At 62.2% G+C, this 26345-nt stretch carries 26 protein-coding genes; 11 read left to right on the forward strand and 15 right to left on the reverse strand.

Going from position 1 to position 26345, the window contains the following annotated elements; translation table 11 throughout:
- Positions 1–3: 3 nt before the first annotated feature.
- From AC1DXN_RS16045 to AC1DXN_RS16095, 11 genes are all read right to left on the reverse strand, one after another.
- Positions 4–417 (reverse strand): aconitase X swivel domain-containing protein, encoded by a 414-nt coding sequence (locus AC1DXN_RS16045; protein WP_477241641.1) that lies wholly within the window; start codon positions 415–417, stop codon positions 4–6.
- Complete coding sequence (locus AC1DXN_RS16050; RefSeq protein ID WP_477274861.1) at positions 414–1667, reverse strand: aconitase X; 1254 nt, start codon at positions 1665–1667, stop codon at positions 414–416. Before AC1DXN_RS16050 ends, AC1DXN_RS16045 begins: the two co-directional genes overlap by 4 nt.
- Positions 1664–2152, reverse strand: a complete 489-nt coding sequence (locus AC1DXN_RS16055; RefSeq protein ID WP_477274859.1) for a GNAT family N-acetyltransferase — start codon at positions 2150–2152, stop codon at positions 1664–1666. Before AC1DXN_RS16055 ends, AC1DXN_RS16050 begins: the two co-directional genes overlap by 4 nt.
- A 4-nt stretch (positions 2153–2156) precedes the next feature.
- A complete protein-coding gene (locus tag AC1DXN_RS16060) occupies positions 2157–2912 on the reverse strand; it encodes a molybdopterin-synthase adenylyltransferase MoeB (RefSeq protein WP_477241647.1) in 756 nt (251 codons plus the stop codon).
- Between the two features lie 31 nt (positions 2913–2943).
- Complete coding sequence (gene recF / locus AC1DXN_RS16065; protein WP_477274857.1) at positions 2944–4089, reverse strand: DNA replication/repair protein RecF; 1146 nt, start codon at positions 4087–4089, stop codon at positions 2944–2946.
- Between the two features lie 83 nt (positions 4090–4172).
- Complete coding sequence (dnaN, locus tag AC1DXN_RS16070; RefSeq protein ID WP_477241651.1) at positions 4173–5291, reverse strand: DNA polymerase III subunit beta; 1119 nt, start codon at positions 5289–5291, stop codon at positions 4173–4175.
- 190 nt (positions 5292–5481) lie between these two features.
- Positions 5482–7026: a chromosomal replication initiator protein DnaA gene (gene dnaA, locus AC1DXN_RS16075; protein WP_477274855.1), complete on the reverse strand. Its 1545-nt coding sequence runs from the start codon at positions 7024–7026 to the stop codon at positions 5482–5484.
- Positions 7027–7876: 850 nt separating this feature from the next.
- On the reverse strand, positions 7877–8143 hold the full coding sequence (gene rpsT, locus AC1DXN_RS16080) for a 30S ribosomal protein S20 (protein ID WP_477241655.1): 267 nt from the start codon (positions 8141–8143) through the stop codon (positions 7877–7879).
- 250 nt (positions 8144–8393) lie between these two features.
- Positions 8394–9167, reverse strand: a complete 774-nt coding sequence (locus tag AC1DXN_RS16085; protein ID WP_477274853.1) for an enoyl-CoA hydratase — start codon at positions 9165–9167, stop codon at positions 8394–8396.
- A 20-nt stretch (positions 9168–9187) separates the two neighbouring features.
- Positions 9188–10078, reverse strand: a complete 891-nt coding sequence (gene mutM / locus AC1DXN_RS16090) for a bifunctional DNA-formamidopyrimidine glycosylase/DNA-(apurinic or apyrimidinic site) lyase (protein ID WP_477274851.1) — start codon at positions 10076–10078, stop codon at positions 9188–9190.
- Positions 10071–11312: a phosphopentomutase gene (locus AC1DXN_RS16095; RefSeq protein ID WP_477274849.1), complete on the reverse strand. Its 1242-nt coding sequence runs from the start codon at positions 11310–11312 to the stop codon at positions 10071–10073. The genes mutM and AC1DXN_RS16095 overlap by 8 nt, the downstream gene beginning before the upstream one ends.
- A 134-nt stretch (positions 11313–11446) precedes the next feature.
- Here AC1DXN_RS16095 and AC1DXN_RS16100 point away from each other — a divergent pair, with 134 nt between their 5' ends.
- The gene (locus AC1DXN_RS16100) at positions 11447–12409 is read left to right on the forward strand and encodes a phosphate/phosphite/phosphonate ABC transporter substrate-binding protein (protein ID WP_477274847.1); all 963 of its coding nucleotides are present in this window, start codon (positions 11447–11449) and stop codon (positions 12407–12409) included.
- Positions 12410–12634: 225 nt separating this feature from the next.
- Here the strand turns inward: AC1DXN_RS16100 and AC1DXN_RS16105 are convergent, their stop codons facing one another.
- The 3 genes from AC1DXN_RS16105 to AC1DXN_RS16115 all read right to left on the reverse strand — a co-directional run bounded on the left by AC1DXN_RS16105 (position 12635) and on the right by AC1DXN_RS16115 (position 14475).
- Positions 12635–13255: a TadE/TadG family type IV pilus assembly protein gene (locus AC1DXN_RS16105; RefSeq protein ID WP_477274845.1), complete on the reverse strand. Its 621-nt coding sequence runs from the start codon at positions 13253–13255 to the stop codon at positions 12635–12637.
- 36 nt (positions 13256–13291) lie between these two features.
- Positions 13292–13879: a TadE/TadG family type IV pilus assembly protein gene (locus AC1DXN_RS16110; RefSeq protein ID WP_477274843.1), complete on the reverse strand. Its 588-nt coding sequence runs from the start codon at positions 13877–13879 to the stop codon at positions 13292–13294.
- Positions 13880–14052: 173 nt separating this feature from the next.
- Positions 14053–14475, reverse strand: a complete 423-nt coding sequence (locus AC1DXN_RS16115) for a pilus assembly protein N-terminal domain-containing protein (protein WP_477274841.1) — start codon at positions 14473–14475, stop codon at positions 14053–14055.
- Between the two features lie 356 nt (positions 14476–14831).
- Here AC1DXN_RS16115 and AC1DXN_RS16120 point away from each other — a divergent pair, with 356 nt between their 5' ends.
- From AC1DXN_RS16120 to AC1DXN_RS16160, 9 genes are all read left to right on the forward strand, one after another.
- Positions 14832–15011 (forward strand): Flp family type IVb pilin, encoded by a 180-nt coding sequence (locus AC1DXN_RS16120; RefSeq protein WP_477274839.1) that lies wholly within the window; start codon positions 14832–14834, stop codon positions 15009–15011.
- 155 nt (positions 15012–15166) lie between these two features.
- Entirely contained in the window at positions 15167–15685 is a 519-nt protein-coding gene (locus tag AC1DXN_RS16125) for an A24 family peptidase (RefSeq protein ID WP_477274837.1), read from the forward strand.
- 207 nt (positions 15686–15892) lie between these two features.
- Positions 15893–16702 carry a Flp pilus assembly protein CpaB gene (gene cpaB, locus AC1DXN_RS16130; RefSeq protein ID WP_477274835.1) on the forward strand — a complete coding sequence of 270 codons (810 nt, stop codon included), beginning with the start codon at positions 15893–15895 and terminating at the stop codon, positions 16700–16702.
- A complete protein-coding gene (locus AC1DXN_RS16135) occupies positions 16699–18219 on the forward strand; it encodes a type II and III secretion system protein family protein (RefSeq protein ID WP_477274833.1) in 1521 nt (506 codons plus the stop codon). Before cpaB ends, AC1DXN_RS16135 begins: the two co-directional genes overlap by 4 nt.
- A 14-nt stretch (positions 18220–18233) precedes the next feature.
- The gene (locus tag AC1DXN_RS16140) at positions 18234–18974 is read left to right on the forward strand and encodes a CpaD family pilus assembly protein (protein ID WP_477274831.1); all 741 of its coding nucleotides are present in this window, start codon (positions 18234–18236) and stop codon (positions 18972–18974) included.
- Positions 18975–19000: 26 nt separating this feature from the next.
- Entirely contained in the window at positions 19001–20284 is a 1284-nt protein-coding gene (locus AC1DXN_RS16145) for a CpaE/TadZ family protein (protein ID WP_477274829.1), read from the forward strand.
- Positions 20285–20313: 29 nt separating this feature from the next.
- Complete coding sequence (locus tag AC1DXN_RS16150; protein ID WP_477274827.1) at positions 20314–21816, forward strand: CpaF family protein; 1503 nt, start codon at positions 20314–20316, stop codon at positions 21814–21816.
- Between the two features lie 29 nt (positions 21817–21845).
- Complete coding sequence (locus AC1DXN_RS16155; protein WP_477274825.1) at positions 21846–22859, forward strand: type II secretion system F family protein; 1014 nt, start codon at positions 21846–21848, stop codon at positions 22857–22859.
- A gap of 32 nt (positions 22860–22891) precedes the next feature.
- A complete protein-coding gene (locus tag AC1DXN_RS16160; RefSeq protein WP_477241687.1) occupies positions 22892–23905 on the forward strand; it encodes a type II secretion system F family protein in 1014 nt (337 codons plus the stop codon).
- Positions 23906–24029: 124 nt separating this feature from the next.
- Here the strand turns inward: AC1DXN_RS16160 and AC1DXN_RS16165 are convergent, their stop codons facing one another.
- Positions 24030–24851 (reverse strand): tetratricopeptide repeat protein, encoded by an 822-nt coding sequence (locus AC1DXN_RS16165; protein WP_477241892.1) that lies wholly within the window; start codon positions 24849–24851, stop codon positions 24030–24032.
- Positions 24852–24980: 129 nt separating this feature from the next.
- Between AC1DXN_RS16165 and AC1DXN_RS16170 the strand changes: the two genes are divergently transcribed.
- Entirely contained in the window at positions 24981–26345 is a 1365-nt protein-coding gene (locus AC1DXN_RS16170) for a leucyl aminopeptidase family protein (RefSeq protein WP_477274823.1), read from the forward strand.

The raw sequence follows: 26345 nt of genomic DNA on the forward strand, positions 1-26345 counted from the left end.
CGGTTAGGCCGCGATGGTGAGGGCGCCGTCGTCTGCGACTTTCACATTGCTGCCGCGGTAGCTCTCGAAGACATCGCGCCTCAGCTGCAGCGCCATTGGCGTCTGCCAACCCATTTCCCTGGCGACGATCAGCCCCAGCAGCAGGATCGCGTCCGGCTCGTGCAGCACCAGTGCCGCCGGCGCGTGACCATTGTGGACGAGTTCCAAGAGGACGGCGGATGCCGACGACGAGCCGATCGTGCCCGGCAGGAACAGCACGCGCCCGGAAAGGTTTTCGCCATGCTGCGGGTGGCGGACATCGGCGATGCGGCCGGACTTCGGGTCGACGCCGCCCCAGAAACTGATCGGCGCGGTCAGCACCAGCGCCGCGCCTTCGCCAGCTTTGCCCGGCACCAGGATTTCGGCAGCGGCGCTCATGCGGCAATATCCGTAAACCTTGGCTTACCGGTTACGGCGCTTTCCACACAGTCGACCAATGATCCGTAGAGCACGGAATAGCCGGTATTGCCCGGCGCGTAGTGTGCGAATTTTCCCGAGTTGGTCATCAGGACGCCGCCGGCAAGGTCGGGCAGGATCGGCGTCACCACAACGCAGGTGTCGGCAACAATGATCACCCCGCTTGCTTCGAGCGCTTTTCGCCGTCCGCTCTGTTCGAGCTCCGAAAGCACATGGCGTCCGGTGCAGGCGTAGATCGGCACGCTGAGCCGCCGCCCGGCGATCAGCCGCTCCAGCGCATCGAACTCGGCGGGCGACAGATGCGGGCTGCCGATCGCCACCGCATCGATGGTTGTTGGTTTCGCTGCCGTCGAAAGACCTGCGCGGGCCTTCGCAATCATGTCAGGCGTGACGCGGATCACCGTTTCCGGCGCGGCGCCGCCCAGAACGGTCTCGGCGTCGGGTGCTTCCGGCGTCACGCCGGCGATGTGAAAAAGACCGACCGCGCCCGACGAAGCCGCCGCCGCGCCAAATGCTTTCAGCGCATCCTCGCCGGGATGGCGCGGCACGCCGATGACGACGCCGACGGCATTGCCGACCTCGCGGCCATAGAGGCTACCCAGCACCGGCCACGCCACTTCCGAACCGAGGAATGAAGCGGCAAGCCTAGAGACGTCGAACACCAGCCGCGCCCGCCGGTTCTCGGCGCGGTGTAAGCCGTAGTCGGGCGCGCGACCGGTGATGGCGCAGGCGATGTCGAGGAAATCGCCATAACGGTTGGTGCGCGCGCCCAGCACCGAATTGCAGAACACCACGGCGTTGGATTCGCCCCAGGCGACGTCGCTTCCCAGCGCCGGTCGATGCCCGGCCTGATACGGCGCGCAGGTCCAGCTCTGCTCGCAGCCAAGCTTGCGGTAGGCGTCCATCATTCGCCGCGCCATGCCGCGCGCCGGCTCTTCGAGGCGGATGCGCGAGCAACCCATCAGGTCGAGCGCCCCGACATTGAGCGTCGACCGAACAGCGACACGGGCTTTGCCTTCGACCAGTTTCTCGGCGAACAGCGTGCCGGAGTCGCCGTGATAGAGCGCGCCATCGATATGTGCTGAGGCGATCGGGATCAGCCGCGGCGCGCCGAGCAGGCGGGCGCTATCGGCGACGATGCGCATCGCCATCGCGGCACCGTCCTGGCCGGAGGCGATTGCCTGTTCTTCAGGGCTGAGGGCGAGGCTCATGCAAGCACCTTGCGCATGGTGATCGAGGTCGGCCTGTCATAGCCCTTATGCGCGGTGCGCTCGGTTTCGCGAAAGCCGAGACGGGCAAAGGCTGCATGATTTGCGGTAAGCTCGATCCGCGTCTGCAGTTCGATGGCAGCCTTGCTGCGGCTACGGGCAAGAGCTTCGACAGCTTGCATCAACTGCTTGCCAATGCCTTGTCCCTGAAAGCCGGGCTCGACGGCGAGCTTTCCGACATAGAAGTCCTCGGTCCTCTCCAGCACGAAAACGCAGCCGACGATCCCGCCGTCTTTCAGCGCCAGGAACACTGTCTCCTGGCCGGCCTTCTGTTTCAGATTTTCGACATTCAGCAAATGCGCCGAGGATGGCGGGTCGATGACGCCGTCCATGGAGGCGAAGGCGCGCATGATCAGCACCAGCACCTCGTCCCAACGTTCGAAATCGGCGGGAAGCTGCATGATGAAAACGCCCGTGGACTGGTCCATGCGGTCAATTCTTCTTGTAGCGGATTGTGTCGAAGCGCGCCGTCAGCGCATCGTAAAGCAGCAATCTGCCAACCAGCGGTTCACCGATGCCGGTGATCAGCTTGATCGCCTCCATCGCCTGCAGCGTGCCGACGACGCCGGTCAGCGCGCCGACAACACCGGCGACGGCGCAGGACGGCACCAGTCCGGGCGGCGGCGCTTCGGGAAACAGATCGCGATATCCAGGGTTCTGCCTCCCGTCCGTCCCGGTCTCGAATGGCTTCAGCACTGTCAGCGAGCCATCGAAGCGTCCAACGGCACCGTGCACAAGCGGCCGTTTTTCCGCCGCACAGGCATCGGCCACCACATAGCGTGTTTCGAAATTGTCGGAGCCGTCGACGACGATGTCGTAGCCGGCAACAAGGGCAGGGGCGTTGTCCGCCGTCAGCCTGAAATCGTGCAGTTCGACGACGACATTGGGATTGATGCGTGAGATCGCCGCTTTGGCGCTGTCGGTCTTGGCCATGCCGACCGCGTCGGTATCGTGGATCACCTGTCTCTGCAGGTTTGACAGCGAGACGCTGTCGTCATCGACGATGCCGAGCGTGCCGACGCCGGCGGCGGCGAGATATTCGAGTACCGGCGCGCCTAGCCCGCCGGCACCAATGACCAGCACCCGCGCGCGTTTCAGCTTCTGCTGGCCGGCACCGCCGATTTCCGGCAGCACAATGTGGCGGGCATAGCGCTCGAGCTCTTCGTCGGTGAGGGCAGCAAGGATCATTGCCGGACCATATAGTGGCGCAAAAATCTTGTCAGTGGTCTTCGGTTGGCCCAACCGTACCGTGGTCGACCGTCAGGAATTGTGCACGTCCCTTGAGACTGGAAAACAGCGCCGCGTCGGTTCCGGTCATGAACGCCTGGCAGTTCAGCTCTTCGAGGATCGAGAACAAGGCTGCGCGCCGGCCGCTGTCGAGGTGGGCGGCGATCTCGTCGAGCAGCAGGATCGGCGTCATGCCCGACATCTCGCCGGTCAGCCTTGCATGCGACAGCACGATGCCGACCAGCAGCGCCTTCTGCTCACCGGTCGAGCAGAGTTCGGCCGGCGTCGCCTTCGGCCTATGCCGCACCAGCAGATCCGAACGGTGTGGGCCGTCGAGCGTGCGACCGGCGGCGCGGTCGCGGTCGCGGCCATAGGCCAACGCTGCGCGGAACCGCTCCTCGACATCGACGGCGGGCGAAGTGCTGACCTCGCTTTCCAGTTCGCCGGACAGGCTGATGTCGGCCTGCGGAAACGGTCCCGTGCTGGGCAGTCTGTCGATCATGGCGGTGAGCAGGCGCACCAGTTCGGCGCGCGCCGCGGCAATCGCCACGCCGGTCTCGGCCATCTGCGTCTCGATCGCATCGAACCAGGCGCCGTCGCGCGATCCCTCCGTAAGCAATCGGTTACGGCCACGCATCGCCTTTTCATAGTCGAGCGCGCGCTGGCCATGCTGGGGGTCGATCGCCAGCACCAGCCGGTCGAGAAAGCGCCGGCGGTCGGCGGCCGGTCCAGGGAATAGCCCGTCCATGGCCGGCGTCAGCCAGACGACGCGCAGCCATTCCAGCATATCTTCGGCCGATCGCGCCGCCGCGCCATTGATGCGCACCCGCCGGCCGCCTTCGCCGGCGGTGTCGCCACCTGCAATGCCGGTGCCGATCTCGACCTGGCCGTCCGGCCCGTCGATCCGGGCATGCAAGGCAAAGCCGCCATCACCGCCTTCGCGCGCCACATCCACGTAAGGCGCGCGGCGTAGGCCGCGCCCCGGTGTCAGCAGGGAAATCGCTTCCAGAAGGTTGGTCTTGCCGGCGCCGTTGTCACCGGAAAACACCACCGCGCCGGGACCAAGGTCGATCGACAGCGCCGCATAGTTGCGGAAATTGGTAAGTGTAAGCTTACTTATATGGGTTTGCCCGGGCAACCGCTATCCGCCTGTCGAAGTCGCCGCAATCATTCTCGCAGTCGCACATTGTCGCGGAGCCGGACTAGAGCGCCGCAGTGCGGCTACACGCGCATGGGCATCAGCACGTAAAGCGCTGTCTCGTCGGCCATGTCGTGGATCAGCGTCGGCGAGCCGGCATCCGCCAGCATGAATTTTGCTTCGGTGCCGGTCAATTGCGCGGCGACGTCGAGCAGGTACTTGGCATTAAAGCCGATTTCGATCGGATCCGACGAATAGTCTGCGGCCAGTTCCTCGGTGGCGCTGCCCGAATCCGGATTGTTGACGGCGAGCGTGACCTGTCCCTCGGTGATCGAAAGCTTTACCGCCCGGCCGCGTTCGGAGGAAATGGTCGAGACACGGTCGACGGCGGCGGCAAAGCTCTGCCGGTCGATGATCAGCTTCTTGTCGTTGCCGGTCGGGATGACCCGCTGATAGTCGGGGAAGGTGCCGTCGATCAGCTTAGAGGTCAAAACCACGCTGCCGATGGTGAAGCGGATCTTGGTGTCGGACAATTCGGTGGTCACCGCGACATCAGGGTCGTCGACCAGCTTCTGCAACTCGCTGACCGTCTTGCGTGGAATGATGATGCCGGGCATGCCCTCGGACCCTGCCGGCGCGTCGATCTCGGCACGCGCCAGCCGATGGCCGTCGGTCGCCACCGAGCGCAGCTTCAGCTTGCCGCCGGTCTCGTGGGTGTGCAGGTAGATGCCGTTCAGATAGTAGCGCGTCTCTTCGGTGGAGATGGCGAACTGGGTCTTCTCGATCAGGCCTTTCAGCGCCACCGAATCGAGCCGGAAGATGTGCGAGAAGGATCCGGCCGAGAGCTCCGGGAAATCGGACTGCGGCAGGCACTGGAGACGAAAGCTCGAACGGCCCGACGTCACCGTCATGGCGTTGCCGTCCTCGTCGGTCTTCAGCATGACCTCCGCCCCTTCGGCCAGCTTGCGCACGATGTCGTAGAGCAGATGCGCCGGAACCGTGGTCGCGCCACCGCGCTCGACCTTGGCGGGCGTGGCTTCGGTCACCTCCAGATCGAGGTCGGTTGCCTTCATTTCAAGGCTGGCGCCCTCGGCGCTGAGCAGCACGTTCGACAGGATCGGTATGGTGTTGCGTCGCTCGACCACGCGATGAACGTGGTTGAGAGACTTCAGGAGATTTGACCGTTCCAGGATAACACGCATGACGAAACAGGCTCGCTTGAATGAATGAACGGGTCACCAGTGAGCGGCGCCCCGCGAAAGGTCTGAACAGGCTCAGAATCTGCACAAACTGACAGGAAAAAGCCACCAAACGCAAGCCCGCGCCACCGGATCACCCCGGTTACGCGGGCTTTCTGGGGATAAAGCCGGCGGAGTTCGCAGGCAGGCGTTTTCAGGCCTGGTCGTTGATCAGCCTTCTCAGCAGTTCGAGTTCCTGCGCCAGCGTGTTGTCGACGCCGGACAGATCCTCGATCTTGCGCACGGCGTGCAGCACCGTCGTGTGGTCGCGGCCGCCGAAACGCCTTCCGATCTCCGGCAGCGAGCGCGGCGTCATCACCTTCGACAGATACATGGCGACCTGGCGCGGCTTGACGATGGTGCGCGTGCGCCGGTTGGACAGAAGCTCGGTCTTCGACACATTGTAGTGGCGCGCGACGATGCGCTGGATGTCCTCGATGCGCACCCGCTTCGGCTCGCCCGAACGGTAGATATGGCCGAGAATCTCGTCGATGCGATCGATGGTGATCTGCGGCTCGAACGATTGACGGAACAGAAGCTGGTTGAATGCACCTTCGAGTTCGCGGCCGCTGCCGGTCACCGTGCGGGCGACATGGTTGAGGATCTCCTCCGAAATATCGAGCGATGCATCGTCAACCTTGGCGGTGGCGAGACGCAGCTTCAGCATGCCGATGCGCATGGCGAAATCCGGCGCCGACATCTCCAGCGCGACACCGCCATTGAGGCGCGAGCGCACGCGTGGTTCCAGGGATTCCAGCTCCGACGGCGGCCGGTCGGCGGCAACCACCACTTGCTTGGCGCTGTCGAGCAGCATGTTGATGAGATGGCAGAATTCATGCTGGATCGACTTGCCTTGCAGGAACTGCATGTCGTCGATGATCAGCAGGTCGATGTCGCGCAGCTGTTCCTTAAGCGTCAGCGCGTTGTTGTCGCGGATCGCGGTGGCGAAGCGCCACATGAAATATTCGGCCGTCAGATAGACGACGCGCGATTTCGGGTTCTGCTTCAGGGATTCTGCCGCGATCGCCTGCAACAGGTGGGTCTTGCCGAGCCCGACCGTCGCATGAAGGAAGAGCGGATTGAAGCGCACCGCGCTCGACTGCGATTCCGCCACCGCCTTGGCCGCGGCGAAAGCCACTCGGTTCGACGGACCTTCGATGAAGGAGCCGAACGTATAGCGTGGGTCGAGCGGCGAACCGAGCACATTGTGCCGGAACTCGCTTTCGATCGGCGTGCCCGGGCGCGGTGCCGGGGCCCGCTCCACCCGGCCGGGACCGGCAGTGCCGGCGGCGAGCGCCGTTTGCGTCTGCCGGGTCATCTTGCGTGCCGGGACCACTTCGGGCTCCACACCATTGCGTGCCGGACGGGTCGCGGTGCGCACGACGATCTCGATCTTGAGCACTTCCGGGTCTTCGTGCTTCCACAACTCGGCGATGAGGTCGAGATAGTGGCCGTTGATCCACGAGCGCAGGAAGGCCGTGGGCACGGAGATGCGAACAATGCCCCGGGATGCCTCGGCAACTTTCATCCGACCGAACCAGCTCGAATAGACCTCGGTTCCCAGGCGCGCCTTCAACTGGGTCTTGACCCGATCGAACTTTTGTTCCGCGTCGCTGGAAGCCGCCACGTCGTGCCCTCCGACTAGAGTTCCAGGAAATGGGAGGTCGCCCGTAAGCTCCCGCTCGATGCCGCTCTGCATGATCCGCGTTCCTTGTTCTTTTTGTACCTGTTTCAGCCGGGGATGCGCCTCCTGCATCCGTATGTCCGGCCACCGTTCATTCGCTACAACGCCATCGCCGCCGCCGGCTGATGAATATTGCCTCGTCACCAAGGGACCGGCACCGGCGCCTGAGCCAGTCCGTCTTGACCGCGTCCGGGCAATGCATCGCCGTCCGGCGAAAACGCCGGCGCCGCTGACCTGCCATGTAACAATTACGCCAGTCCCCTAACCCACATCGAAAAAGACAAACCAAACCCGTGCGCGGAATTGCTCCACGTCATGAATTCTGCCATTTTGTGCTGGCCGATTCAGGCTGGGTTGAGGGCCAATGACCCGTCCCCTTCGATGGATGGACATTACCGAAATCGCTGTGGATAGGGCAAGGCCATGACTAACGGATTTTTAAGGAATCTGGTTAGTGGAGACGGGTTGAGCCCTGATGCTGCAACTGCACATTTTGACAAAGCCATTGTGATTCAAACCCTTTTCCGGCGAATGTGAAAAAGGCCACACGGCGCGAAATTTTCTGAAATATTTCGCTTGACAGCTACTTGTCCCCGATCGCCCGCGGTCGATGTGAACAAGCTGTGGATGACCATCAGCAAGTATTTGAAAAATAAAGGTAATTTGTGACAGCCAAATTTATTGGCAACGCCAGTTTCGGCGGATCAGAGCGCTCGCGGACATGTATGTGCCGGCAAAGCATTCCGAGCTTTGAAATCCAAGTCGAGTTCGTTTTGCGGGCGTTCTTTTTTAAGTACTTGCCGGCAAACGAAAAAACCCGGCGTGATCCGCCGGGTTCGAAGAACGCAAGTTCAGGAAAGCTATATCAGGCCGACAGGACTTTGAGCCGGTGAGCCAGGCGCGACACCTTGCGGGACGCCGTATTCTTGTGGATCACGCCCTTGGTCGCGGCGCGCATCAATTCCGGCTCGGCGGTCTTGAAGGCGGCCAGCGCGGCAACCTTGTCACCAGCGGCGAGCGCCTCTTCGACCTGACGGACGTAGGTGCGCACGCGCGAGCGGCGGTTCTTGTTGATCGCCGCGCGACGGACGATCTTGCGCGTTGCCTTTTTGGCCGAGGAGGTATTGGCCATGATGCCTCTCTTCTGATCTGGTGGGCGCATGCGGGATGCCGCAGGGCGCAAAAAACAAACGGGCAGCCACAGGGCCGCCTCGGTTGGAGCGGCTTATAGTTCAGCTTTTCCGGCGCGTCAACGCTGCCTGGCCTTCTTTTTGGTGATCCTAAAGCGCGTCGCGTTTGAACGGATTTATGCGACGCGCTTTAGGTCTTTGTTCTATGCATGTCGTTCTCCCAAAACCGGAGCCACTTTTGGGCGACATGCATCAGCGGTTGGTGAAATTCGGCTTCCGCTTCTCGGCAAAGGCCGCCATGCCTTCTTTCTGGTCGTCCAGCGCAAACAGCGAGTGAAACAGGCGGCGCTCGAACCGCAACCCCTCGGCAAGGGTCGTTTCAAAGGCGCGGTTGACGGCTTCTTTTGTCATCATCACCGACGGCAGCGAAAAATCGGCGATCTTGGCGGCCGCCTTCATCGCCTCCTCGACTAGGTCGCCGGCCGGCACGACCCGCGACACCAGGCCACAACGCTCGGCCTCCGCGGCATCCATCATCCGTCCGGTCAGGCACATGTCCATGGCCTTCGACTTGCCGACGAAGCGGGTGAGCCGTTGCGATCCGCCCATGCCGGGCATGACGCCGAGCGTGATCTCGGGCTGGCCGAACCTGGCGGTATCGGCGGCGATGATGAAATCGCACATCATCGCCAGTTCGCAGCCGCCACCGAGCGCATAACCGGCGACCGCCGCGATAACGGGCTTTCGCGCCCGCGTGAACTCTTCCCAGCCGACAAAAAAGTCCTGCACATAGGCATCGACATAGGAAATGGCCTGCATTTCCTTGATGTCGGCGCCCGCGGCAAAGGCTTTTTCGGAACCGGTGATGACCATGGCGCCGATAGCGGTGTCCGTGCCGAAGGCGTTCACGGCCGCAACCAATTCCGCCAGAACCTGCGAATTCAGCGCGTTGAGCGCCTTCGGCCGGTTCAGCGTGATCAGCCCGACCTTGCCGCGTGTTTCCACGATGATCGTTTCATAGGCCATGACTGGGTCTCCTCCATGGTTCACACCTGACAGGTCCGGCAAAAGAAAGTCGAGCGACCGCTCTGCACGATGCGCTCTATGTGGCCACCGCAGCCGGGCGTGGGGCAGGGCTCGTCTTCACGGTCGTAGACGGCGAAGGAATGCTGGAAATAGCCCAGAGACCCGTCCGCGTGCACATAGTCGCGCAATGACGACCCGCCGGCGGCGATCGCATCGGCGATGACCGAGCGAATGGCGTCGGCCAGACGCTCGCTCTGCGCTTTGGTCTTCTTGCCGGGCTTTGCCATCGTTCCCGCCTCACGCAATGGCGACAGGCCGGCGCGCCACAGCGCCTCCGACACATAGATATTGCCGAGCCCGGCGATCAGCCGCTGGTCGAGGAGGGCGGCCTTCAACGGCGATCTTCGGCCCTTCAGCAGCGAGGCGAGCAGGGCGCCGTCCAGTGTGTTGCCGGTCGGCTCGACGCCCAGTCCATTCAGCATGGGATGGCTATCGGGCTCGCCTTCCGCGAACAGCATGAAACCGAAGCGGCGCGGGTCGTTGAAGATCACGCGGGATTGGGCACCTTCGGGAGAGGCGACATGGAACACGACATGATCATGCGCCGCGCTCTTCGAGCGCTCGTGATGGAACTCGCCTGGTATCTCGCTGCCATCGGATGTTTCGATGCGGAACGAACCCGACATGCCGAGGTGGCAGATCAGCACCGGGCCGTCTTCCACATGCACGACAAGATATTTGGCCCGGCGGCTGAGCGCCGCAATGGTCTTGCCGGTCAGCCGCTCGGAAAATTTTGCGGGAAACGGAAAGCGCAGGTCGGGGCGCCGTGCCTCGACGCTAATAATGCGGGCACCTTCCAGAACCGGTTGCAGGCCGCGCCGGACCGTTTCGACCTCAGGCAACTCAGGCATGGCCGCCGATCGTCGCGTGGAAGGAAGCGCCGTGCCGGCCGCGTGCCAGCCCGAGATGTTCGGCCACGGTTTCACCGATATCGGCGAAGGTGGTCCTGAGGCCAATGTCACCGCCTTTGAGGCCTGGCCCGGTTCCGATCACCGGAATGCGCTCGCGCGTGTGGTCGGTGCCGCGCCAGGTCGGATCGTTGCCATGGTCCGCGGTCAGGATAAGAATGTCGCCATGCCGCAGTTTTGCCAGCGCTTCAGGCAGGCGCCGGTCGAAGGCTTCGAGCGCCGCCGCGTAACCGGCAACGTCGCGCCGATGGCCGAACTCGGTGTCGAAATCGACGAAATTGGCAAACACCAGATCGCCGTCGCCGGCGTCGTCCATTGCGCCCAGCGCCTCATCGAACATCGCCATGTTGCCCGGAGCCTTGCGCACTTCCGAGATTCCGCGGTGGGCAAAGATGTCGCCGATCTTGCCGACCGCGATGACCCGGCTGCCGCGCGCGGTCAGCCGGTCGAGCAGCGTCGGTTCCGGCGGCGGCACGGCGTAGTCGTGGCGGTTATACGTCCGCTCGAAGGTGGCGACGGTTTCGCCCAGGAAAGGTCTGGCAATCACCCGGCCGATTTTCAGCGGGTCGACAAGCCTGCGCACCACCTGGCAGAATTCATAGAGCCGCTCGAGGCCGAAATGCACCTCATGCGCGGCGATCTGCAGGACGGAGTCGACCGAGGTGTAGCAGATCGGCTTGCCGGTGCGGATATGCTCCTCACCGAACCGCTCGATGACCTCGGTGCCCGCCGCATGGCAATTGCCGAGAATGCCCGGCACCTTGCCTTCCCTGATCATCGCCGCTGTCAGCTCGGCTGGAAAGGCCGGCACGGTGTCCGGGAAGTAGCCCCAGTCGAAGCGCATCGGCAGGGCAGCGATCTCCCAGTGACCCGATGGCGTGTCCTTGCCGCTCGAAATCTCTTGCGCCGCGCCGTGGAAGGCGGAGGCAAGACGAGCCTGGCCTTTGCTGTCGAACTTGAAGCCCGTCGCGGTTTCGGCCGCATGGCCGAGACCGAGGGAGAGCATGTTGGGCACAAAAAGCGGTCCGCTGCGAAGGCCATCGCGGTCGCCACGGCCTTGCGCGCAGGCTTCGGCGATATGTCCGAACGTGTTGGAGCCGGCGTCGCCATAGGCATCGGCATCGGCGGCGCCGCCGATGCCGAAAGAATCGAGAACGAAAAGGAAAGCGCGCGCCATCGGAGGATTCATCGTTGCCTGTCTGCCGGCCCAGACATAGGGTTCCGCACCGCCATTGGCAATTCGGAAACCAAACGGCAACGGCTTGGCGCGATAGTCGGGACGTGGCCAAACGGCGGCATGGGCAGGGGTCGATGAGACTGGCGGCAAATTTCGGCAAGAAGCCTGCCCGGAAGGCGTTCGCGGCCGTCCTCACGCTGCTTGGCGCCTCCTGGCCGAACGCCGCACGCGCCGACTGGCGCGATGACATCGGCACGTTCCGCATCGGCATCGTCGCCGAACCCGGCGCCGGCAACACCGTTCCGGGTCTGGCACTGCTGACGGACGCCTATACCAAGGCGCTTGGCATGAAGGTCGAATTTGTCGTTGCCCGTGACTATGCCGCGCTGATCGAGGCCCAGGCCAATGCCCGCATCGAATACGCCGTCTATTCGGCGACCGCCTACGCCACCGCCTCGCAGCGCTGTGGCTGCGTCGAACCGCTCGTGGCGCCGGTCGATGCAGACGGCGCCGTCGGTATCCGCTCCGTCCTGCTGACGCGGGACGGCAAGGTTGCCGATCTGGCCGCGATGAAGGATCACCGGATCGCCATGGCGCCGGCGGACAGCGTTGGCGGTTCCCTTTTGCCGCTTGCCGGGCTTACGGCCGAAGGTGTCGGGATCACCGAAGATGCGCCGTTTCTGACCCATGCCGATTCGGCTGCTGCTGCCGAAGCGATGCTGGTCGACGGCCAGGCCGACGCCTTGTTTGGCTGGGAGACGGCCACGGCGGACGGCCAGCCGACCATACCCGGCATCCAGCCGGCTGACCCGGATGGCACCATGGCGAGACTGGAGGCGGCGGGAATATCACAGGCAGCGCTTCAGGTCATATGGACGTCCGGCCTGCTGCGATATGGCCCCCATGCCGTCCGCAGCGACCTTGACCCCGAGGCCAAGCGTCGGCTCACCGTCTTCCTCACCAATCTCAGATCGCTGTCGCCTGATATCTACGATCTCCTGGAAACGAAACATTCCGGAGGGTTCACCGTCGCCGGTCCGCAGGATTATGCGATGGCCGCAGCCATCGTGCACCTGGTGTCAGGCGACGGCCACTAGAGCATGATCCCGAAAAGTGGAATCCGGTTTTCGGAAAAGATCATGCTCAAACAATAGCATGATCCCGAAAAGTGGAATCCGGTTTTCGGAGAAGATCATGCTCAAACAAGGGCATAGAGCCCCATCCCGGTCACATCGGGATGGAACAGGCACTAGGCCATTGATCTCGAGCCGAAGGTCCGCGTGCGATCTTCTTTGGGGGCAGGCTGTGCGGCCGAAATTGTTTCAGCAGTCGCTGCAAGGGATCGTCAGGCCTCGGCGAGGGCTGAAATACAAGGTTTCGTCCATCTTTATGGAGTCGAAAGCCGAGGTCAGTCCAAGCTGCTTTTCATCGCCAGAAGACCAAGTGATCATCGGTTTGTATGCGAGAATGGTTTCAACGCGAATGAGGAAAGTTCCGGCGATCTTGATCGTTGCCGGAACGGTGGTGGTGGCATCCTTGACGGCGTCCACCATATAGGTGCCGTTGACCACCTTCCACGACCACGCCACCTGTACCTTCGGCGTGGGATCGGTGGAAATCTTTATTGCTGTGACGATGATATCGGGAACTGAGCGGTTGTAGGGCTGAAGCGTGGAATTGCCGATCTTCATGATGGCCGTGACGTCGGCCTGGGCGACCGACGTTTGCTGCGCGACAAGGTCACCCACCATGGAGCTGATGCGACCTACCTTCTTGCTGGTCTCGAAACCCTGCGAGGCCTCCATGGTCATGAAATACATGACCAGCAGGAGGGGCACGATCAAGGCAAACTCGACGGCCGCGACACCGCGGCGATCGGAAAAAAATCGGATCGCTCTCGTCCACACGAGTGAAATCCGCGAATGTGCCCCCGCACGATACATGCTTCTACCCTCTTTTGCCGACGTGGCAGCGCGGTTTCAGTTGTTGAACGGTTCGTTTTGCCAGGTCACAGATGCGAAATGCAGCGTTTTTCCGCCGTCGATGTTGGCCATCGAGCTGGCCATGAAATCTGTCATGACCGGCCATTTGTAAAAGACCCGCAGCATGTTTTTTGTTTCCGCCAAGCCTGTCTGGACCTGAAAAGTGGTGTCCGTCGTGCCGGTCAGCACAATGTCCGCGCCTGAAATCTTGAAGCCAGCCTTGGCCGCGTCGTCAAAGGTCGGGAACGCCCGCAGATCCACCAGCAAACCGGGGCAATTCGCGGCGACAATAATCTCCAGTTTGCTGCAGATCATGTCCCTCAGCTTGGTTCCGGCCACGTCGGTCTGCCTCAGCTGGCCAGTACGCAGCTGACGGGCGATATCGTCGGTGATGTTGGTCATCACTTCTTGCCCGGCAAATGAGATGCAGCTCTCGAGGATGGCGAAGACGAGAAGTGCGAACGGCAGAGCAAGCATCGAAAATTCGATCGCCGTGCTGCCGCGCCGATCGCCAAGGAAGCGCCAGGGGAAGCTCGTGCGCCCTGCCTTGCCCTTGCCGATTTCGGGTTTTGGGTCCCTGTTCATTCCCGTCCCTGCCGATCCTGATGCGGTATCGGCTGGAACATTAGCGAAAACCCATTGAGGTCCGGTTTGGATGACCGCTAAATTCTGCGAGACGGCGTTAACTTCCCGCTAACTACAGCTGCGTTTCCAGCAAGGGAGCCGGTGTTCCTAAGAAGAGCAACGGCCCCAATCGCCTACTGGCCGGCGCTCATCTCAACTTCGGAGGCTCTCTCGGCGTCAGTCTTGAAGGAGCTCTCGCAGTAGGGTGTGCAGGACATGGTCTGTATCTGGGCACGTCTGTAGATGCGTACAGATGACGCGGCCTGTCGCACCACGGTGACCTGCTCGTCGATGATCGGGCTGCCGTCCCGGTCGAGGACGACGAGATTGGTGACGCCGAACCCTTTGCCCGTCAACACGATCGTCGAGGCATCCTGCACGGCAGCGTCGGCGATCGCCGGATTGCCGACAACGATGGTGTCGGCGGCGCGCGTCAATTTGATGATCTTGGCCTGGTTCATGGTTACTTCGATGCCGGTTCCAGCCCTGGCGGGCATGATCAAAGCCGGGGCAACGAGCAGCGCGGCAATCAGAAATGATGATCTCGACCCGGTCATTGAGGCGCTCCCACGGCAGCAAACTGTTCAACGGAACATGAACGAGATTGGTGAACCAACGGTTAAGTTAATGACCGGCACAGTGGCGCCCGCATCGACTTGCTCGCGTTTGATGAAGCAGACATCCTTTGCCAGCAACCGCGCAGTTGCGGCTTTCCAGGCCTTTTTCGGGCGGTCGAACCCTCATTCGATATTTAGCTCACGGTTAACCACGCAAGCTGTTGGGCATCGGAAAGGAATCGGTAAGCCTGTTTCTTAAGCCGATCGAAAGAGCTTCTCCCTAGATTGGCAGCATCCGATCAACCACCAACAGAAGTTGACGGAAGTGCTGTAACACGTGGAGTAGGAGCTCTCAAATGTCTAATCTCATTGCACGTTTCGTGAAGGACGAATCCGGCGCGACCGCCATCGAATATGGTCTGATCGCCGCTCTCATCGCGCTCGCCATCATGGTCGGCGCCGGCTCGCTGGGCAACGCCTTGAACAACAAGTTCACCGCGATCGCCACGGCCGTCAACACTGGTACCGCTCCGTAATAAACTGCGGTACGTTCGTTTTACACAACAAGGGCCGCCTCATTGGCGGCCCTTGCCTTGTCGCATCATGCGATTTTGAATCCTCGGCCTCATCAATCGTTAATCGAACCTGCCTAGACTGAGGCCAGGTACAGTTGACCATAGGCGCCGCGCCCATGCTTGAAGCCCTGATCTTCGTTGTCTTTCCCTTCTGTATGCTTTTTGCCGCGATCTCCGACACATTGTCGATGACGATCGCCAATCGCGTGCCGGTCCTGCTTCTGGCAGTCTTTGCCCTGGTCGCGCCGCTGACGGGCATGGACTGGGCAAGCTATGGCTGGCACTTCGCCGCCGGCGGTCTGGTGTTGGCGGTGACATTCGGTCTGTTTGCGCTCGGCGGCATGGGTGGTGGCGACGCCAAGCTGCTGGCAGCCACTGCCGTTTGGATGGGCCTCAACATCCACCTTGTCGAATACCTCGTCGCCTCGACATTCATCGGCGGCCTGCTGACGCTCGCCATCCTCGTCTATCGGAAATCGCCGCTGGCGACCTATACCAGCCACAACCCGTTCCTTCGCCACTTCGCCGACGACGCAGGCGGCGTCCCCTACGGCATCGCGCTCGGCATAGGCGGGCTGTTTGCCTATCCCGACTCGCCCTTGATGGTGTGGGCGCTTGCAAGGTTGGCCGCCTAGTTTCCTGACCTCATCCGACTGAAATATTGGCTTGGAGAAGGGCGGCTTGGCCGCCTTTCCTGTTTGTCGGGACCGGGTCCGTCTAATTTATGTAAACCTTAAATTAATCACGATCGTAAGCGTTGCATTAACCTTGTTTTGACGATTGCCGCTGCAAAGTCCGGCCTGGCTAGGTGGTTTGCCAAAAAAAGGCGAGGGTTCGGACAAATGCCAGCATCCCGACTGATCATTCTGGGCGTGGCGGTGGCCGCGGCGGGTGGCGCAGGATATGTTGCCAAAAACATGGTGGCCGCGCCGCCGCCTCAGGTCATTGTCGATTCCCCGCAGGCACCGGCGATCGCGTTGCAGGATGTGCTCGTCCTTTCCGGCGACGTTGCCATGGGCAGCCAGCTCGAGAACAACATCTCCTGGGAGTCCTGGCCGGCCAACGGCATCAATGCAAACTTCATCACCCGCGCTGCCGAGCCCGAGGCGCTGGAGAAGCTGAAAGGCTCCGTTGCCCGCGTGGCGATGTACACTGGCGAACCGCTGCGGCGTTCCAAGCTGATCGGCGAAGGGCAGAGCTTCATGTCGTCGATCCTGCCCAGCGGCATGCGTGCCGTAGCCACGGCGATCTCGGCCGATACTTCGGCAGGCGGGTTCATTCTTCCCAACGATTTTGTCGACGTCATCATGACCCGCAGGTCCGACGTCGGCGGCGGCAGTGGTTTCACGACCGAGACCATCCTCAAGAACATCCGCGTCCTGGCAATCGATCAGACCATCCAGGAGGACGAGGAAGGCAAGAAAACCAGGGTCGGCCAGACCGCCACGCTGGAGCTGACGCCGCAGCAGGCGGAGATCATCACCGTCGCCCAGCAGATGGCGGATCGCCTGACCCTGGCGCTGCGGTCGATCACGGACAACCAGGAAAAGAGCTCGGATGAGGCCGATTACCTCGTTTCCGGCGCTGGACGCCGCGGAACAGTGCGGTTGATCAAGTCGGGCGAAGTTTCCGAAGTGGGGGCAAGGAAATGAAGCTAAACGGCAAACTGCCTGTCACGATGGTTGCGGCAATCGGCGTGCTTCTGTTCGGAATGAATGGGCATGGCCTCGTCGAGGCCAAGGCCGCCGGTAAGAATGCCCAGGTGTCGGCGTCGGCCGCTACCCAGCGCGTCAAGCTCGGCCTCAACAAATCGGTGGTCATCGACCTGCCGAGCGACGCCTATGACATCCTGGTCGCCAACCCGGCGGTCGCCGATGCGGTGACCCGCACAGCAAGGCGCATCTATCTGTTCGGCAAGTCCGTGGGCGAGACCAACATCTTCGTCTTTGGCCCCAATGGCGAACAGATCGTCAGCCTGGATCTCGCCGTCGAACGCGACGTCGCCGGATTGGAAGACTATCTCAGGCGTTTCCTTCCAACCTCGGAGATCAAGGTCGAGTTGCTGAACGACAACGTCGTTCTGACCGGAACCGTGGACACACCGCTTGACGCCAAGCGCGCCGTAGATCTCGCGACCATCTTCGTGTCCGGCGGTGAGGCGACCACGGGACAGTATTCACAGACGGCGGCCGGCGGTTCGGCCAATGGTGGCGTCGACATCAACAATCCGGATTCCGAGCGTCGCGTCAGCAAGATCGTCAACCTGCTGCAGATCATCGGCGACGACCAGGTGACGCTGAAGGTTACGGTCGCGGAAGTCAGCCGCTCGGTCATGAAGCAGCTCGGCGTCAATCTGATCGGCAACGGCAGCATCAACGGCATCAGCGCCGGCGCGATAAGTTCGCCGCCTTTCGGGTTGGGCAAGCCGATTTCGCAGCTTTCCAACATGGCGTTGGGCAGTGCCGGCGGCAACGGGCTGCAAGCCTACATCAATGCAATGGAACAAAGCGGCGTCATGAAGACACTGGCGGAACCGACGCTTACGGCGGTTTCGGGCGAGAAGGCGACGTTCAAGGCAGGCGGCGAGTATAACCTCGTCACCCAGCGTACAGGGTCCAATCCTGTCACCTACACGAACACGAAAATCGAATATGGCATTGGCCTCGAGTTTCAGCCCGTGGTGTTGTCGGCTGGCCGCATCAGTCTCAAGGTCAGGACATCGGTTTCGGAGCCTACCACTGATGGCGCCACCACGCTTGAAGCCAGCGGGGGCTTGCCCGGAACCACCCTGCTTTCGATCCGCAAGAGACTTGCTGACACGACGGTCGAGTTACCCTCCGGCGGTTCGATGATGATTGCGGGATTGGTCCGTGACGACGTTCGTCAGGCTGTGTCGGCACTACCGGGCCTCGGCAAGATACCGGTGCTTGGCACACTCTTCCGCAGCAAGGATTTCATACGCAACGAAAGCGAACTCGTCGTCATCATCACGCCCTACCTGGCGCGGCCGGTGGCCCGCAATGATCTGGCCAAGCCGGACGACAATTTCAATGCGCCGAGTGATGGCGCCGGCATGTTCCTCGGCCGCGTCAATCGCGTCTACGGCACAATGCAGACCGACAAGCCCAACGGCCGTTATCACGGCGTTGTCGGCTTCATCTACAAGTAAGCGGGGAAGCGGACATGTCTCAGTCAGCATCAAAGGCAATGACGATCGCCGCCACGGGACGATCCAACCGCGAGCGCATCTTCCGATCGGCCGTTCCGATCCTGGCGATCGCGGTCGCGGCGTCGCTCGCCGGTTGCGCCAATCTCAGGCGCGACAGCATCACGGTTGGTGCAATTCCGGACGACTATCGCACCACGCACCCGATCGTCATCGCGGAGAAGAACGAGAAGATCGACCTTCCGGTCGGCGCCGGCGATCGCGGCATGACCGGCTTCCAGCGCGACACGCTTCTGGGTTTCCTGGACGGCTACGACAAGAGCGCCGCCCCATCGCTGACGATCGCAGTTCCGGTTGGCTCTGCCAATGAGCTCGCGGCGACGGCGGCTGGACGTGACTTCGCCAGGCTGGCGGTCGCCAGCGGCATCAGCCGCAACCGGATCGTGATGACCACTTATCAGTCCGCTTCCGTCGAAGCCTCGGCCCCGGTCCGTGTTGCCTATATCTCGACGAAAGCCCAGACCGACAAATGCGGGCGCTGGCCCGAGGACATGCTGCAGTCGTCGGAAAACAAGCACTATGCCGACTACGGCTGCTCGTATCAGAACAACCTTGCCGCCCAGATGGCCAATCCGGCCGACCTGCTTGGGCCGCGCAAGCAGACGCCCATCGACGCCGAGAGGCGTGGGGTCGTCATTGACGGATACCGAAAGGCTCCATTCTTCTCGCCGGTCCCCAAAACAGAAGTCGACTATTGATCGATCGCAGTCTGGAGCACGCAGACATGAACAATCTGGCCTACGAGACCCCATCCGACAGCGGCGACACGTCGCAACAGGACATCGCCGCGATGCAGGCGCTGCGGCCGATTCCGCGCATCTCGATCCAGGCATTTTGCGAGACCGAAGGTGTCGCCAATCCCATCGAGCGCGCTGGCGAGGATCGCCGCATGGCGAAGGCGCATCTTAAGGTCCATATGGGCGGCGTCGCCACCGCGGTCGAGTTCTACCAGTCGGCGCCGACGCCGAACCTGATCCTGCTGGAATCGCGCAGCGAGCCCAAACAATTGCTGGAGCAGCTCGCCCAGCTCTCCGAATATTGCGATCCGACATCGAAGGTCGTGGTGATCGGCCACTATAATGATGTCGGCCTTTATCGCGAACTTATCCGCTCCGGCATTTCCGAATATGTCATCGCACCCGTGTCGATGGCCGACATCGTCAGCGTGGTCTCATCGATCTTCGTCGATCCGGAAGCCGAGCCGATCGGCCGCTCGATCGCCTTCATCGGCGCCAAGGGTGGCGTCGGCTCATCGACCATTGCCCACAATGTGGCGTGGGCGATGTCGTCGCTGTTCAAGTCCGAAGTGGTCGTCGCCGATCTCGACCTGGCTTTCGGCACGGCCAACATCAATTTCGACCAGGATCCGGCACAAGGCATCGCCGAGGCGGTGTTTTCACCCGAACGCGTCGACGAGGTCTATCTCGACCGGCTGCTTGCACAGTGCTCGGAGCACCTGTCGCTGCTCGCTGCACCCTCCACGCTCGAACGGGTCTACGATTTCGATCCCGACGCTTTCGCCCAGCTTATCGACGTGGCCCAGCGCAGCGTGCCGCTGCTGGTGCTCGATGTCCCGCATGTCTGGACAGGCTGGACCAAGAACACCCTGATCAAGGCCGACGAGATCGTCATCACGGCAACCCCGGAACTGGCCAATCTGCGCAACACCAAGAACCTTGTCGACATGCTGAAACGGCTTCGCCCCAACGACCCGCCGCCCAAGCTGATCATCAACCAGGCAGGCATGCCAAAGCGGCCCGAGATTGCATCGTCGGACTTCGCCGAACCGCTTGGCATCTCGCCGATGTCGGTCATCGCTTTTGATCCGCTGCTGTTCGGCAACGCGGCCAACAACGGGCGCATGCTGGGCGAGATGGACGCCAAGAGCCCGGTCGTCGGCATGATCAACGAAATCGCGCATGTGCTGACCGGGCGCAGCGAAATCAAGGCGAAGAAGAAAGCCGGCCTCGGCAATCTCCTCGGCAAACTCTCGCGCAACAAGAAATGACGCTCCTTAAGCGGAATTGGTAGTCGATCATGTTTGGTAAAAGAGGCTCTGACGACGGCAACCGGTTCACCCCGGAGTTCCGCCAGCCAGCACCGGCACCTGCCCCTGCAGCTCCGGCGGCTGCAACTGCGGAAACGGCGGTTCTGGCCCGGCCTGCGGCAACGCCTCAGGCTGCTGCGCCGCCGGCGCGCCGCGCGGTCGAGGCGCCGCCGTTGGCGGCGGAGCCGAAAAGAGTCCAGCGCGAAAAGAGCGAAACCTACTACGACACCAAGAGCCAGGTTTTCTCCGCGCTCATCGACACCATCGACCTGTCGCAGCTAGCCAAGCTCGACCCCGAGAGCGCGCGCGAGGAAATCCGCGACATCGTCAACGACATCATTGCGATCAAGAATTTCGCGATGTCGATCGCCGAGCAGGAAGAACTGCTCGAGGACATCTGCAACGACGTGCTTGGCTACGGGCCGCTGGAGCCATTGCTTGCCCGCGACGACATCGCCGACATCATGGTCAACGGCTCCAAGAACGTCTACATCGAAGTCAACGGCAAGGTCGAACAGACCGGCATCCGCTTTCGCGACAATCAGCAGCTGCTCAACATCTGTCAGCGCATCGTCAGCCAGGTTGGCCGCCGCGTCGATGAATCGAGCCCGATCTGCGATGCGCGCCTTCCCGACGGTTCGCGCGTCAACGTCATCGCGCCGCCGCTCTCCATCGACGGCACCGCGCTCACCATCCGCAAGTTCAAGAAGGACAAGCTGACGCTCGACCAGCTGGTCAAGTTCGGCGCCATCTCGCCGTCGGGCGCCGAGATTCTCAAGATCATCGGCCGCGTCCGCTGCAACATCGTCATCTCGGGCGGTACCGGCTCGGGCAAGACGACACTGCTCAACTGCCTGACCAACTATATCGACCGCGAGGAACGCGTCATCACCTGTGAAGACTCGGCCGAGTTGCAATTGCAGCAGCCGCATGTCGTCCGTCTCGAAACCCGCCCGCCCAACCTCGAGGGCGAGGGCGAGGTGACCATGCGGGACCTGGTCAAGAACTGCCTGCGCATGCGGCCCGAGCGCATCATCGTCGGCGAAGTGCGCGGACCGGAAGTCTTCGACCTTCTGCAGGCGATGAACACCGGTCACGACGGTTCGATGGGAACGATCCATTCGAACAGCCCGCGCGAATGCCTGAACCGTATCGAATCGATGATCGCCATGGGCGGCTTCTCGCTGCCGCAAAAGACCGTGCGCGAGATCGTCGTCGGTTCCATCGACGTCATCATCCAGGCGGCACGCCTTCGCGACGGATCGCGGCGCATCACCCACATCACCGAAGTGATCGGCATGGAAGGCGACGTCATCATCACGCAGGATGTCGTGCTCTACAACATCAAGGGCGAGGACGCGAATGGCAGGCTGCTGGGCGAGCATGTGTCGACCGGCATCGGCCGTCCGCATTTCTGGGATCGCGCGCGCTACTACGGCGAGGAACAGCGTCTCGCCGCTGCGCTCGAGTCCATGGAGAAGCGCGCTGACTGACGCATCTGGAGGCGTAGGGGCTCTGATCAATGTTCGGAATTGACGGCACCATACTGGCATTCATCGTGCTCGCCGGCTTCAGCGCTGGCGCGGTCGCCTATGCTTTCCTGTTCACCCGCATCACCAATGAGAAGCAGGTCGGCAAGCGGCTTGAGACGATCAAGACCGCGGAGACCGATCGTTCTGTCGTCAAGGCTTCGCGCGATCGCGCCGCCGAAGCAGTCAAGCGGAAGAAGTCGGTTCAGGATTCGCTGAAGAACCTCGACGAAAAGCAGAAATCCAAGGACCGCGTCGTCAAGAAACCGCCACTGAAGGCCCAGATCCGTCAGGCTGGCATGCAGGTTTCCCTGGAGCGTTTCTACATTTACTCCGTGGTCTGCGGCATCGTGCTCACGGCTCTCGCCTATTTCGGCGGCGCGCCGTTGGTGGCCCTGCCAGGTGCGTTGCTCGCCGGAGCGCTGGGCCTGCCGCGCTGGTTTGTTTCGTTTCGCCGCGCGCGCCGCGTCAAGGCTTTCCTCAACGAGTTTCCGAACGCGCTCGACATCATCGTGCGCGCGGTCAAATCCGGCCTGCCGCTGAACGACGCTGTTCGCCTGATCGCCAACGAATCTCCCGAACCGGTCAGGACCGAGTTCCGTCGCATCGTCGATTCCCAGCAGATGGGCCTGTCGATCCCCGATGCCACCATGCGCATGGCCGAAACGATGCCGTGCACCGAGGCAAGCTTCTTCGGCATCGTCATCCAGATCCAGTCTCAGGCCGGCGGCAATCTCTCCGAGGCGCTGGGCAATCTTTCGCGCGTGCTCCGCGACCGCAAGAAGATGAAGGCCAAGGTTCAGGCGTTGTCGATGGAAGCAAAGGCCTCCGCCGTCATCATCGGCGCGCTGCCCTTCGTCGTCGCCCTTCTCGTCTACCTGTCGAGCCCGAACTACATCATGCCGCTGTTCGTCACCAGCACCGGCAATCTGATCCTTGGCTGTTCCGGTGTCTGGATGTCGATCGGCATTCTGGTGATGCGCAAGATGATGAACTTCGATGTCTAGAATCCGGGCATGACCCCGAGGGATAGAAACCAATGACCGACCAAGTCGTCAAATCCCTTACCGACCCCGCCTTCCTGATCGCCTTGCTGGTCGGCATCGCGGTGTTTGCGACCGTCTTCACGCTGCTGCCTGCCCTTAGCGGCAATCAGCTCAAGGCGCGCATGAAATCGGTGGCGCTCGAGCGCGATGAATTGCGTGCAAAACAGCGCGCGCGGCTTGCCACCGAAGCCGATCGCCGCCGCAAGGGTCTGCGCGAGGAACAATCGATCGGCATGCGCAACATCGTCGACCGGCTGGATCTGCGGCGCGCTTTGGCTGACGAAGGGACACTGCAGAAGCTCAAGGTGGCGGGCTTTCGCGGGCAAAACCCGCTGACGCGCTTCCTTTTCTTCCGGCTGGTCCTGCCCTTCGTCGGTTTCGCGCTGGCCGCCATCTACCTGTTCGTGCTTGGCGGGCTGCCGGAACGGCCGCCTTTCGTGAAAGTGTTCGTCTGCATTCTCGTCGCCTATGGCGGCTTCTATGCGCCGATCCTGTACGTCAACAATCGCGCTTCCAAGCGCAAGCAGTCGATCCAGATGGCGTGGCCGGATGCGCTCGACCTGATGCTGATCTGCGTTGAATCAGGCATGTCGGTGGAGGCAGCGCTTCACAAGGTTGCCGACGAGATCGGCGCACAATCGGTGGCGCTGGCCGAAGAATTCATCCTCACCAATGCCGAGCTCTCCTATCTGCAGGAACGCAAGCAGGCCTACGAAAACCTGGCGAACCGCACCGGTCTGGAATCGGTGAAATCGGTGACCCAGGCGCTGGTCCAGGCCGAGCGCTACGGCACGCCGGTGGCGCATGCGTTGCGCGTGCTTGCTGCCGAAAGCCGCGACATGCGTATGAACGCGGCCGAGAAGAAGGCCGCGGCCTTGCCGCCGAAGCTGACCGTGCCGATGATCCTGTTCTTCCTGCCGGTGCTTTTCGCCATCATTCTGGGACCCGCCGGCATGCAGGTAAGCCAGCGTGGCATCTTCGGCGACCAGCACAAGGCCAGCCAGTAGGCGTCATCGAAATCTGCGAAGCCACGAATCAACACGAAAGCCGCGCTGCTCACGCTGCGCGGCTTTTGCATTTTAAGGCACATGCTTGAGAGTTGGGGCCGGTTTGACGCAGAGGCGTTTGCGCTCAGTTGGTCGCCGGCTTCGTCTTGTCCTGATCCTTCAACTGGCTCCAGGCATTCTGCTGGGCAAGCATCTGGCGAAGGTAGGCGACGTTGGCTTGCGCCTGATCGGGCGACAACTCCTGCGAAGCAATCTTCTCAGCCTCGTCGAAGCGCCCCTGCAGGCCAACGACCAGCGCCAGGTTCTGGCGCACGCGGCTGTCGGCGTTCGGCTGCTGGGCGGCCGAACGCATATAGGTCTCGGCCGTGCGGAGGTCGCCCTCCAGCACATAGGACATGCCGAGATTGGAAAGGATCGAGGGTTCGTTCGGCTTGAGGTCGAGCGCCTTGCGGTAATCCTGGCGGGCTTCGTCTTTCTGGCCGAGCTGGTCGAGAATGGCGGCCTCCGCCGAAACCAGCCGCCAGTCCGGATATTCCGGCGTCTGCGCGCGGCGCACGGCGTCGAGCGCTTGCTCGAACTGGCCGTTGGCGGCGAGCGCCTTGCCGTAGGCGGCGAGCACGCTGCGATCCTTCGGCAGAGCGATCGCCAGCTTGCGCATCACGGCGAGTGACTGGTCGGCGTCGCCGTCCATCTGCAATGCCGCCGCATAATTTGTCGCTATGCGCTTGTCGTCGGGGTTTCGGGCATAGGATTCGCCGAGCGCGGTCGTGGCGGTATGCAGTTCGCCCGCCGACATGGTTTCCAGCGGTTTGCCGCTGGTGCGCCCGATGGAGCCGGTGGTGAACTTGCTGGTGCCGCAACCGGCAATGCCGGCCGCAAGTGCCATCATCAATGCCGTGGTGATCAACCGTTTTCCCGTGGCGTTCGTTGTGCGGTTGGTCGGCATGGGCACCTGGGTCTCCATTCATATGCGTGGCCATTGCCTGGCCATCTTCCCTCCCGCAGAAATATTCTGTTAACCCTAACGGACGGTTAAGAAACGCCGACTCGAAAAGCCGCGCGCGGAGAACATCGAATGCCTGTCGAACTCGTCGAAACGAAACCGAAGGCCGCATTGCCGGTCCATCTGGTCGCCAAAGGCGGTCTGGAAGCAGCGGGCCTTGCGCCGTCCTCGATCGCCTGGGCCAGCGCCAACGGCTTTTCCGGCGAGGCCGGCAGGACGCTTGTCATGCCTGGTGAGAACGGCGCTGTTGCCGGCGCGCTGTTCGGTACCGGCGATGACGAGGGCGCGCTTGCCGTCGGCGCGCTGGCGCGCGCCCTGCCGGAAGGCGACTGGTATTTTGCCACCACCCCGGACGAGCCGGAACTTGCAGCCGTCGCGCTGATGCTCGGCGGCTATGTCTTTACCCGCTATGGCAAGAAGCCAGGCAAGGCGCTGCGCTTCGGGCTGCCCGCCGGGGTCGATGCGGCGCGTGTTCGCCGCACCGCTGAGGGTGTTTTCCTGAGCCGCGATCTGGTCAACACGCCGACCAGCGACATGGGGCCGGACGAGCTGGAGAAGGCGGTGCGGACCCTGGCTGCGGCGCACAAGGCCGAGGTATCGGTGATCAAGGGCGATGACTTGCTCAAGCAGAATTTTCCGATGATCCACGCGGTCGGCCGCGCCTCAGTGGGTGCGCCACGCCTGATCGACATGGCATGGGGACCGAAGAACGCGCCGAAGCTGACATTGGTCGGCAAGGGCGTCTGCTTCGACACTGGCGGCCTCGACATCAAGCCGTCTTCGGGCATGCTGTTGATGAAGAAGGATATGGGCGGCGCCGCCAACGTGCTGGGCCTCGCCTCGATGATCATGGCCGCCGGGCTGAAGGTCCGGCTGCGCGTGCTCATCCCCGCGGTCGAGAATTCGATTGCCGGCAACGCTTTTCGGCCCGGCGACGTCTTGACCAGCCGCAAGGGCATCACCATCGAGATCGGCAACACGGACGCTGAAGGGAGACTGGTGCTGGCGGATGCCCTGGCGCTGGCCGACGATGAGGAGCCGCAGCTGCTCATTGACATGGCGACGCTGACCGGGGCCGCGCGTGTCGCGCTCGGACCCGATCTGCCGCCCTTCTACACCGATGACGACAAGCTGGCGTCGGACCTGGCGGCGGCTTCGGTCGCGGTCGAGGATCCGCTGTGGCGCATGCCGCTGTGGCGGCCCTATGACGCAAAACTGTCGTCGAAGATCGCCGACATCAACAACGTCACCACGGACGGTTTCGCCGGCTCGATAACGGCGGCACTTTTCCTGAAGCGTTTCGTCGAAAAGACCACGGCCTGGGCGCATTTCGACATCTTCGCCTGGAACCCGTCCGATCGCCCGTATGGTCCGGCAGGCGGCGAGGCGCAAGCCATCCGCGCGCTGGAACGGATCATCTCGAATCGCTTTGGCTAA

The organism is Mesorhizobium sp. P2_H9, assembly GCF_056403215.1.

Coding starts and splice junctions, on each gene's coding strand:
- AC1DXN_RS16045 (WP_477241641.1), bottom strand. CDS start 417: ATGAGCGCCGCTGCCGAAATCCTGGTGCCGGGCAAAGCTGGCGAAGGC.
- AC1DXN_RS16050 (WP_477274861.1), bottom strand. CDS start 1,667: ATGAGCCTCGCCCTCAGCCCTGAAGAACAGGCAATCGCCTCCGGCCAG.
- AC1DXN_RS16055 (WP_477274859.1), bottom strand. CDS start 2,152: ATGGACCAGTCCACGGGCGTTTTCATCATGCAGCTTCCCGCCGATTTC.
- AC1DXN_RS16060 (WP_477241647.1), bottom strand. CDS start 2,912: ATGATCCTTGCTGCCCTCACCGACGAAGAGCTCGAGCGCTATGCCCGC.
- dnaN (WP_477241651.1), bottom strand. CDS start 5,291: ATGCGTGTTATCCTGGAACGGTCAAATCTCCTGAAGTCTCTCAACCAC.
- dnaA (WP_477274855.1), bottom strand. CDS start 7,026: ATGCAGAGCGGCATCGAGCGGGAGCTTACGGGCGACCTCCCATTTCCT.
- rpsT (WP_477241655.1), bottom strand. CDS start 8,143: ATGGCCAATACCTCCTCGGCCAAAAAGGCAACGCGCAAGATCGTCCGT.
- AC1DXN_RS16085 (WP_477274853.1), bottom strand. CDS start 9,167: ATGGCCTATGAAACGATCATCGTGGAAACACGCGGCAAGGTCGGGCTG.
- mutM (WP_477274851.1), bottom strand. CDS start 10,078: ATGCCTGAGTTGCCTGAGGTCGAAACGGTCCGGCGCGGCCTGCAACCG.
- AC1DXN_RS16095 (WP_477274849.1), bottom strand. CDS start 11,312: ATGGCGCGCGCTTTCCTTTTCGTTCTCGATTCTTTCGGCATCGGCGGC.
- AC1DXN_RS16100 (WP_477274847.1), top strand. CDS start 11,447: ATGAGACTGGCGGCAAATTTCGGCAAGAAGCCTGCCCGGAAGGCGTTC.
- AC1DXN_RS16105 (WP_477274845.1), bottom strand. CDS start 13,255: ATGTATCGTGCGGGGGCACATTCGCGGATTTCACTCGTGTGGACGAGA.
- AC1DXN_RS16110 (WP_477274843.1), bottom strand. CDS start 13,879: ATGAACAGGGACCCAAAACCCGAAATCGGCAAGGGCAAGGCAGGGCGC.
- AC1DXN_RS16115 (WP_477274841.1), bottom strand. CDS start 14,475: ATGACCGGGTCGAGATCATCATTTCTGATTGCCGCGCTGCTCGTTGCC.
- AC1DXN_RS16120 (WP_477274839.1), top strand. CDS start 14,832: ATGTCTAATCTCATTGCACGTTTCGTGAAGGACGAATCCGGCGCGACC.
- AC1DXN_RS16125 (WP_477274837.1), top strand. CDS start 15,167: ATGCTTGAAGCCCTGATCTTCGTTGTCTTTCCCTTCTGTATGCTTTTT.
- cpaB (WP_477274835.1), top strand. CDS start 15,893: ATGCCAGCATCCCGACTGATCATTCTGGGCGTGGCGGTGGCCGCGGCG.
- AC1DXN_RS16135 (WP_477274833.1), top strand. CDS start 16,699: ATGAAGCTAAACGGCAAACTGCCTGTCACGATGGTTGCGGCAATCGGC.
- AC1DXN_RS16140 (WP_477274831.1), top strand. CDS start 18,234: ATGTCTCAGTCAGCATCAAAGGCAATGACGATCGCCGCCACGGGACGA.
- AC1DXN_RS16145 (WP_477274829.1), top strand. CDS start 19,001: ATGAACAATCTGGCCTACGAGACCCCATCCGACAGCGGCGACACGTCG.
- AC1DXN_RS16150 (WP_477274827.1), top strand. CDS start 20,314: ATGTTTGGTAAAAGAGGCTCTGACGACGGCAACCGGTTCACCCCGGAG.
- AC1DXN_RS16155 (WP_477274825.1), top strand. CDS start 21,846: ATGTTCGGAATTGACGGCACCATACTGGCATTCATCGTGCTCGCCGGC.
- AC1DXN_RS16160 (WP_477241687.1), top strand. CDS start 22,892: ATGACCGACCAAGTCGTCAAATCCCTTACCGACCCCGCCTTCCTGATC.
- AC1DXN_RS16165 (WP_477241892.1), bottom strand. CDS start 24,851: ATGCCGACCAACCGCACAACGAACGCCACGGGAAAACGGTTGATCACC.
- AC1DXN_RS16170 (WP_477274823.1), top strand. CDS start 24,981: ATGCCTGTCGAACTCGTCGAAACGAAACCGAAGGCCGCATTGCCGGTC.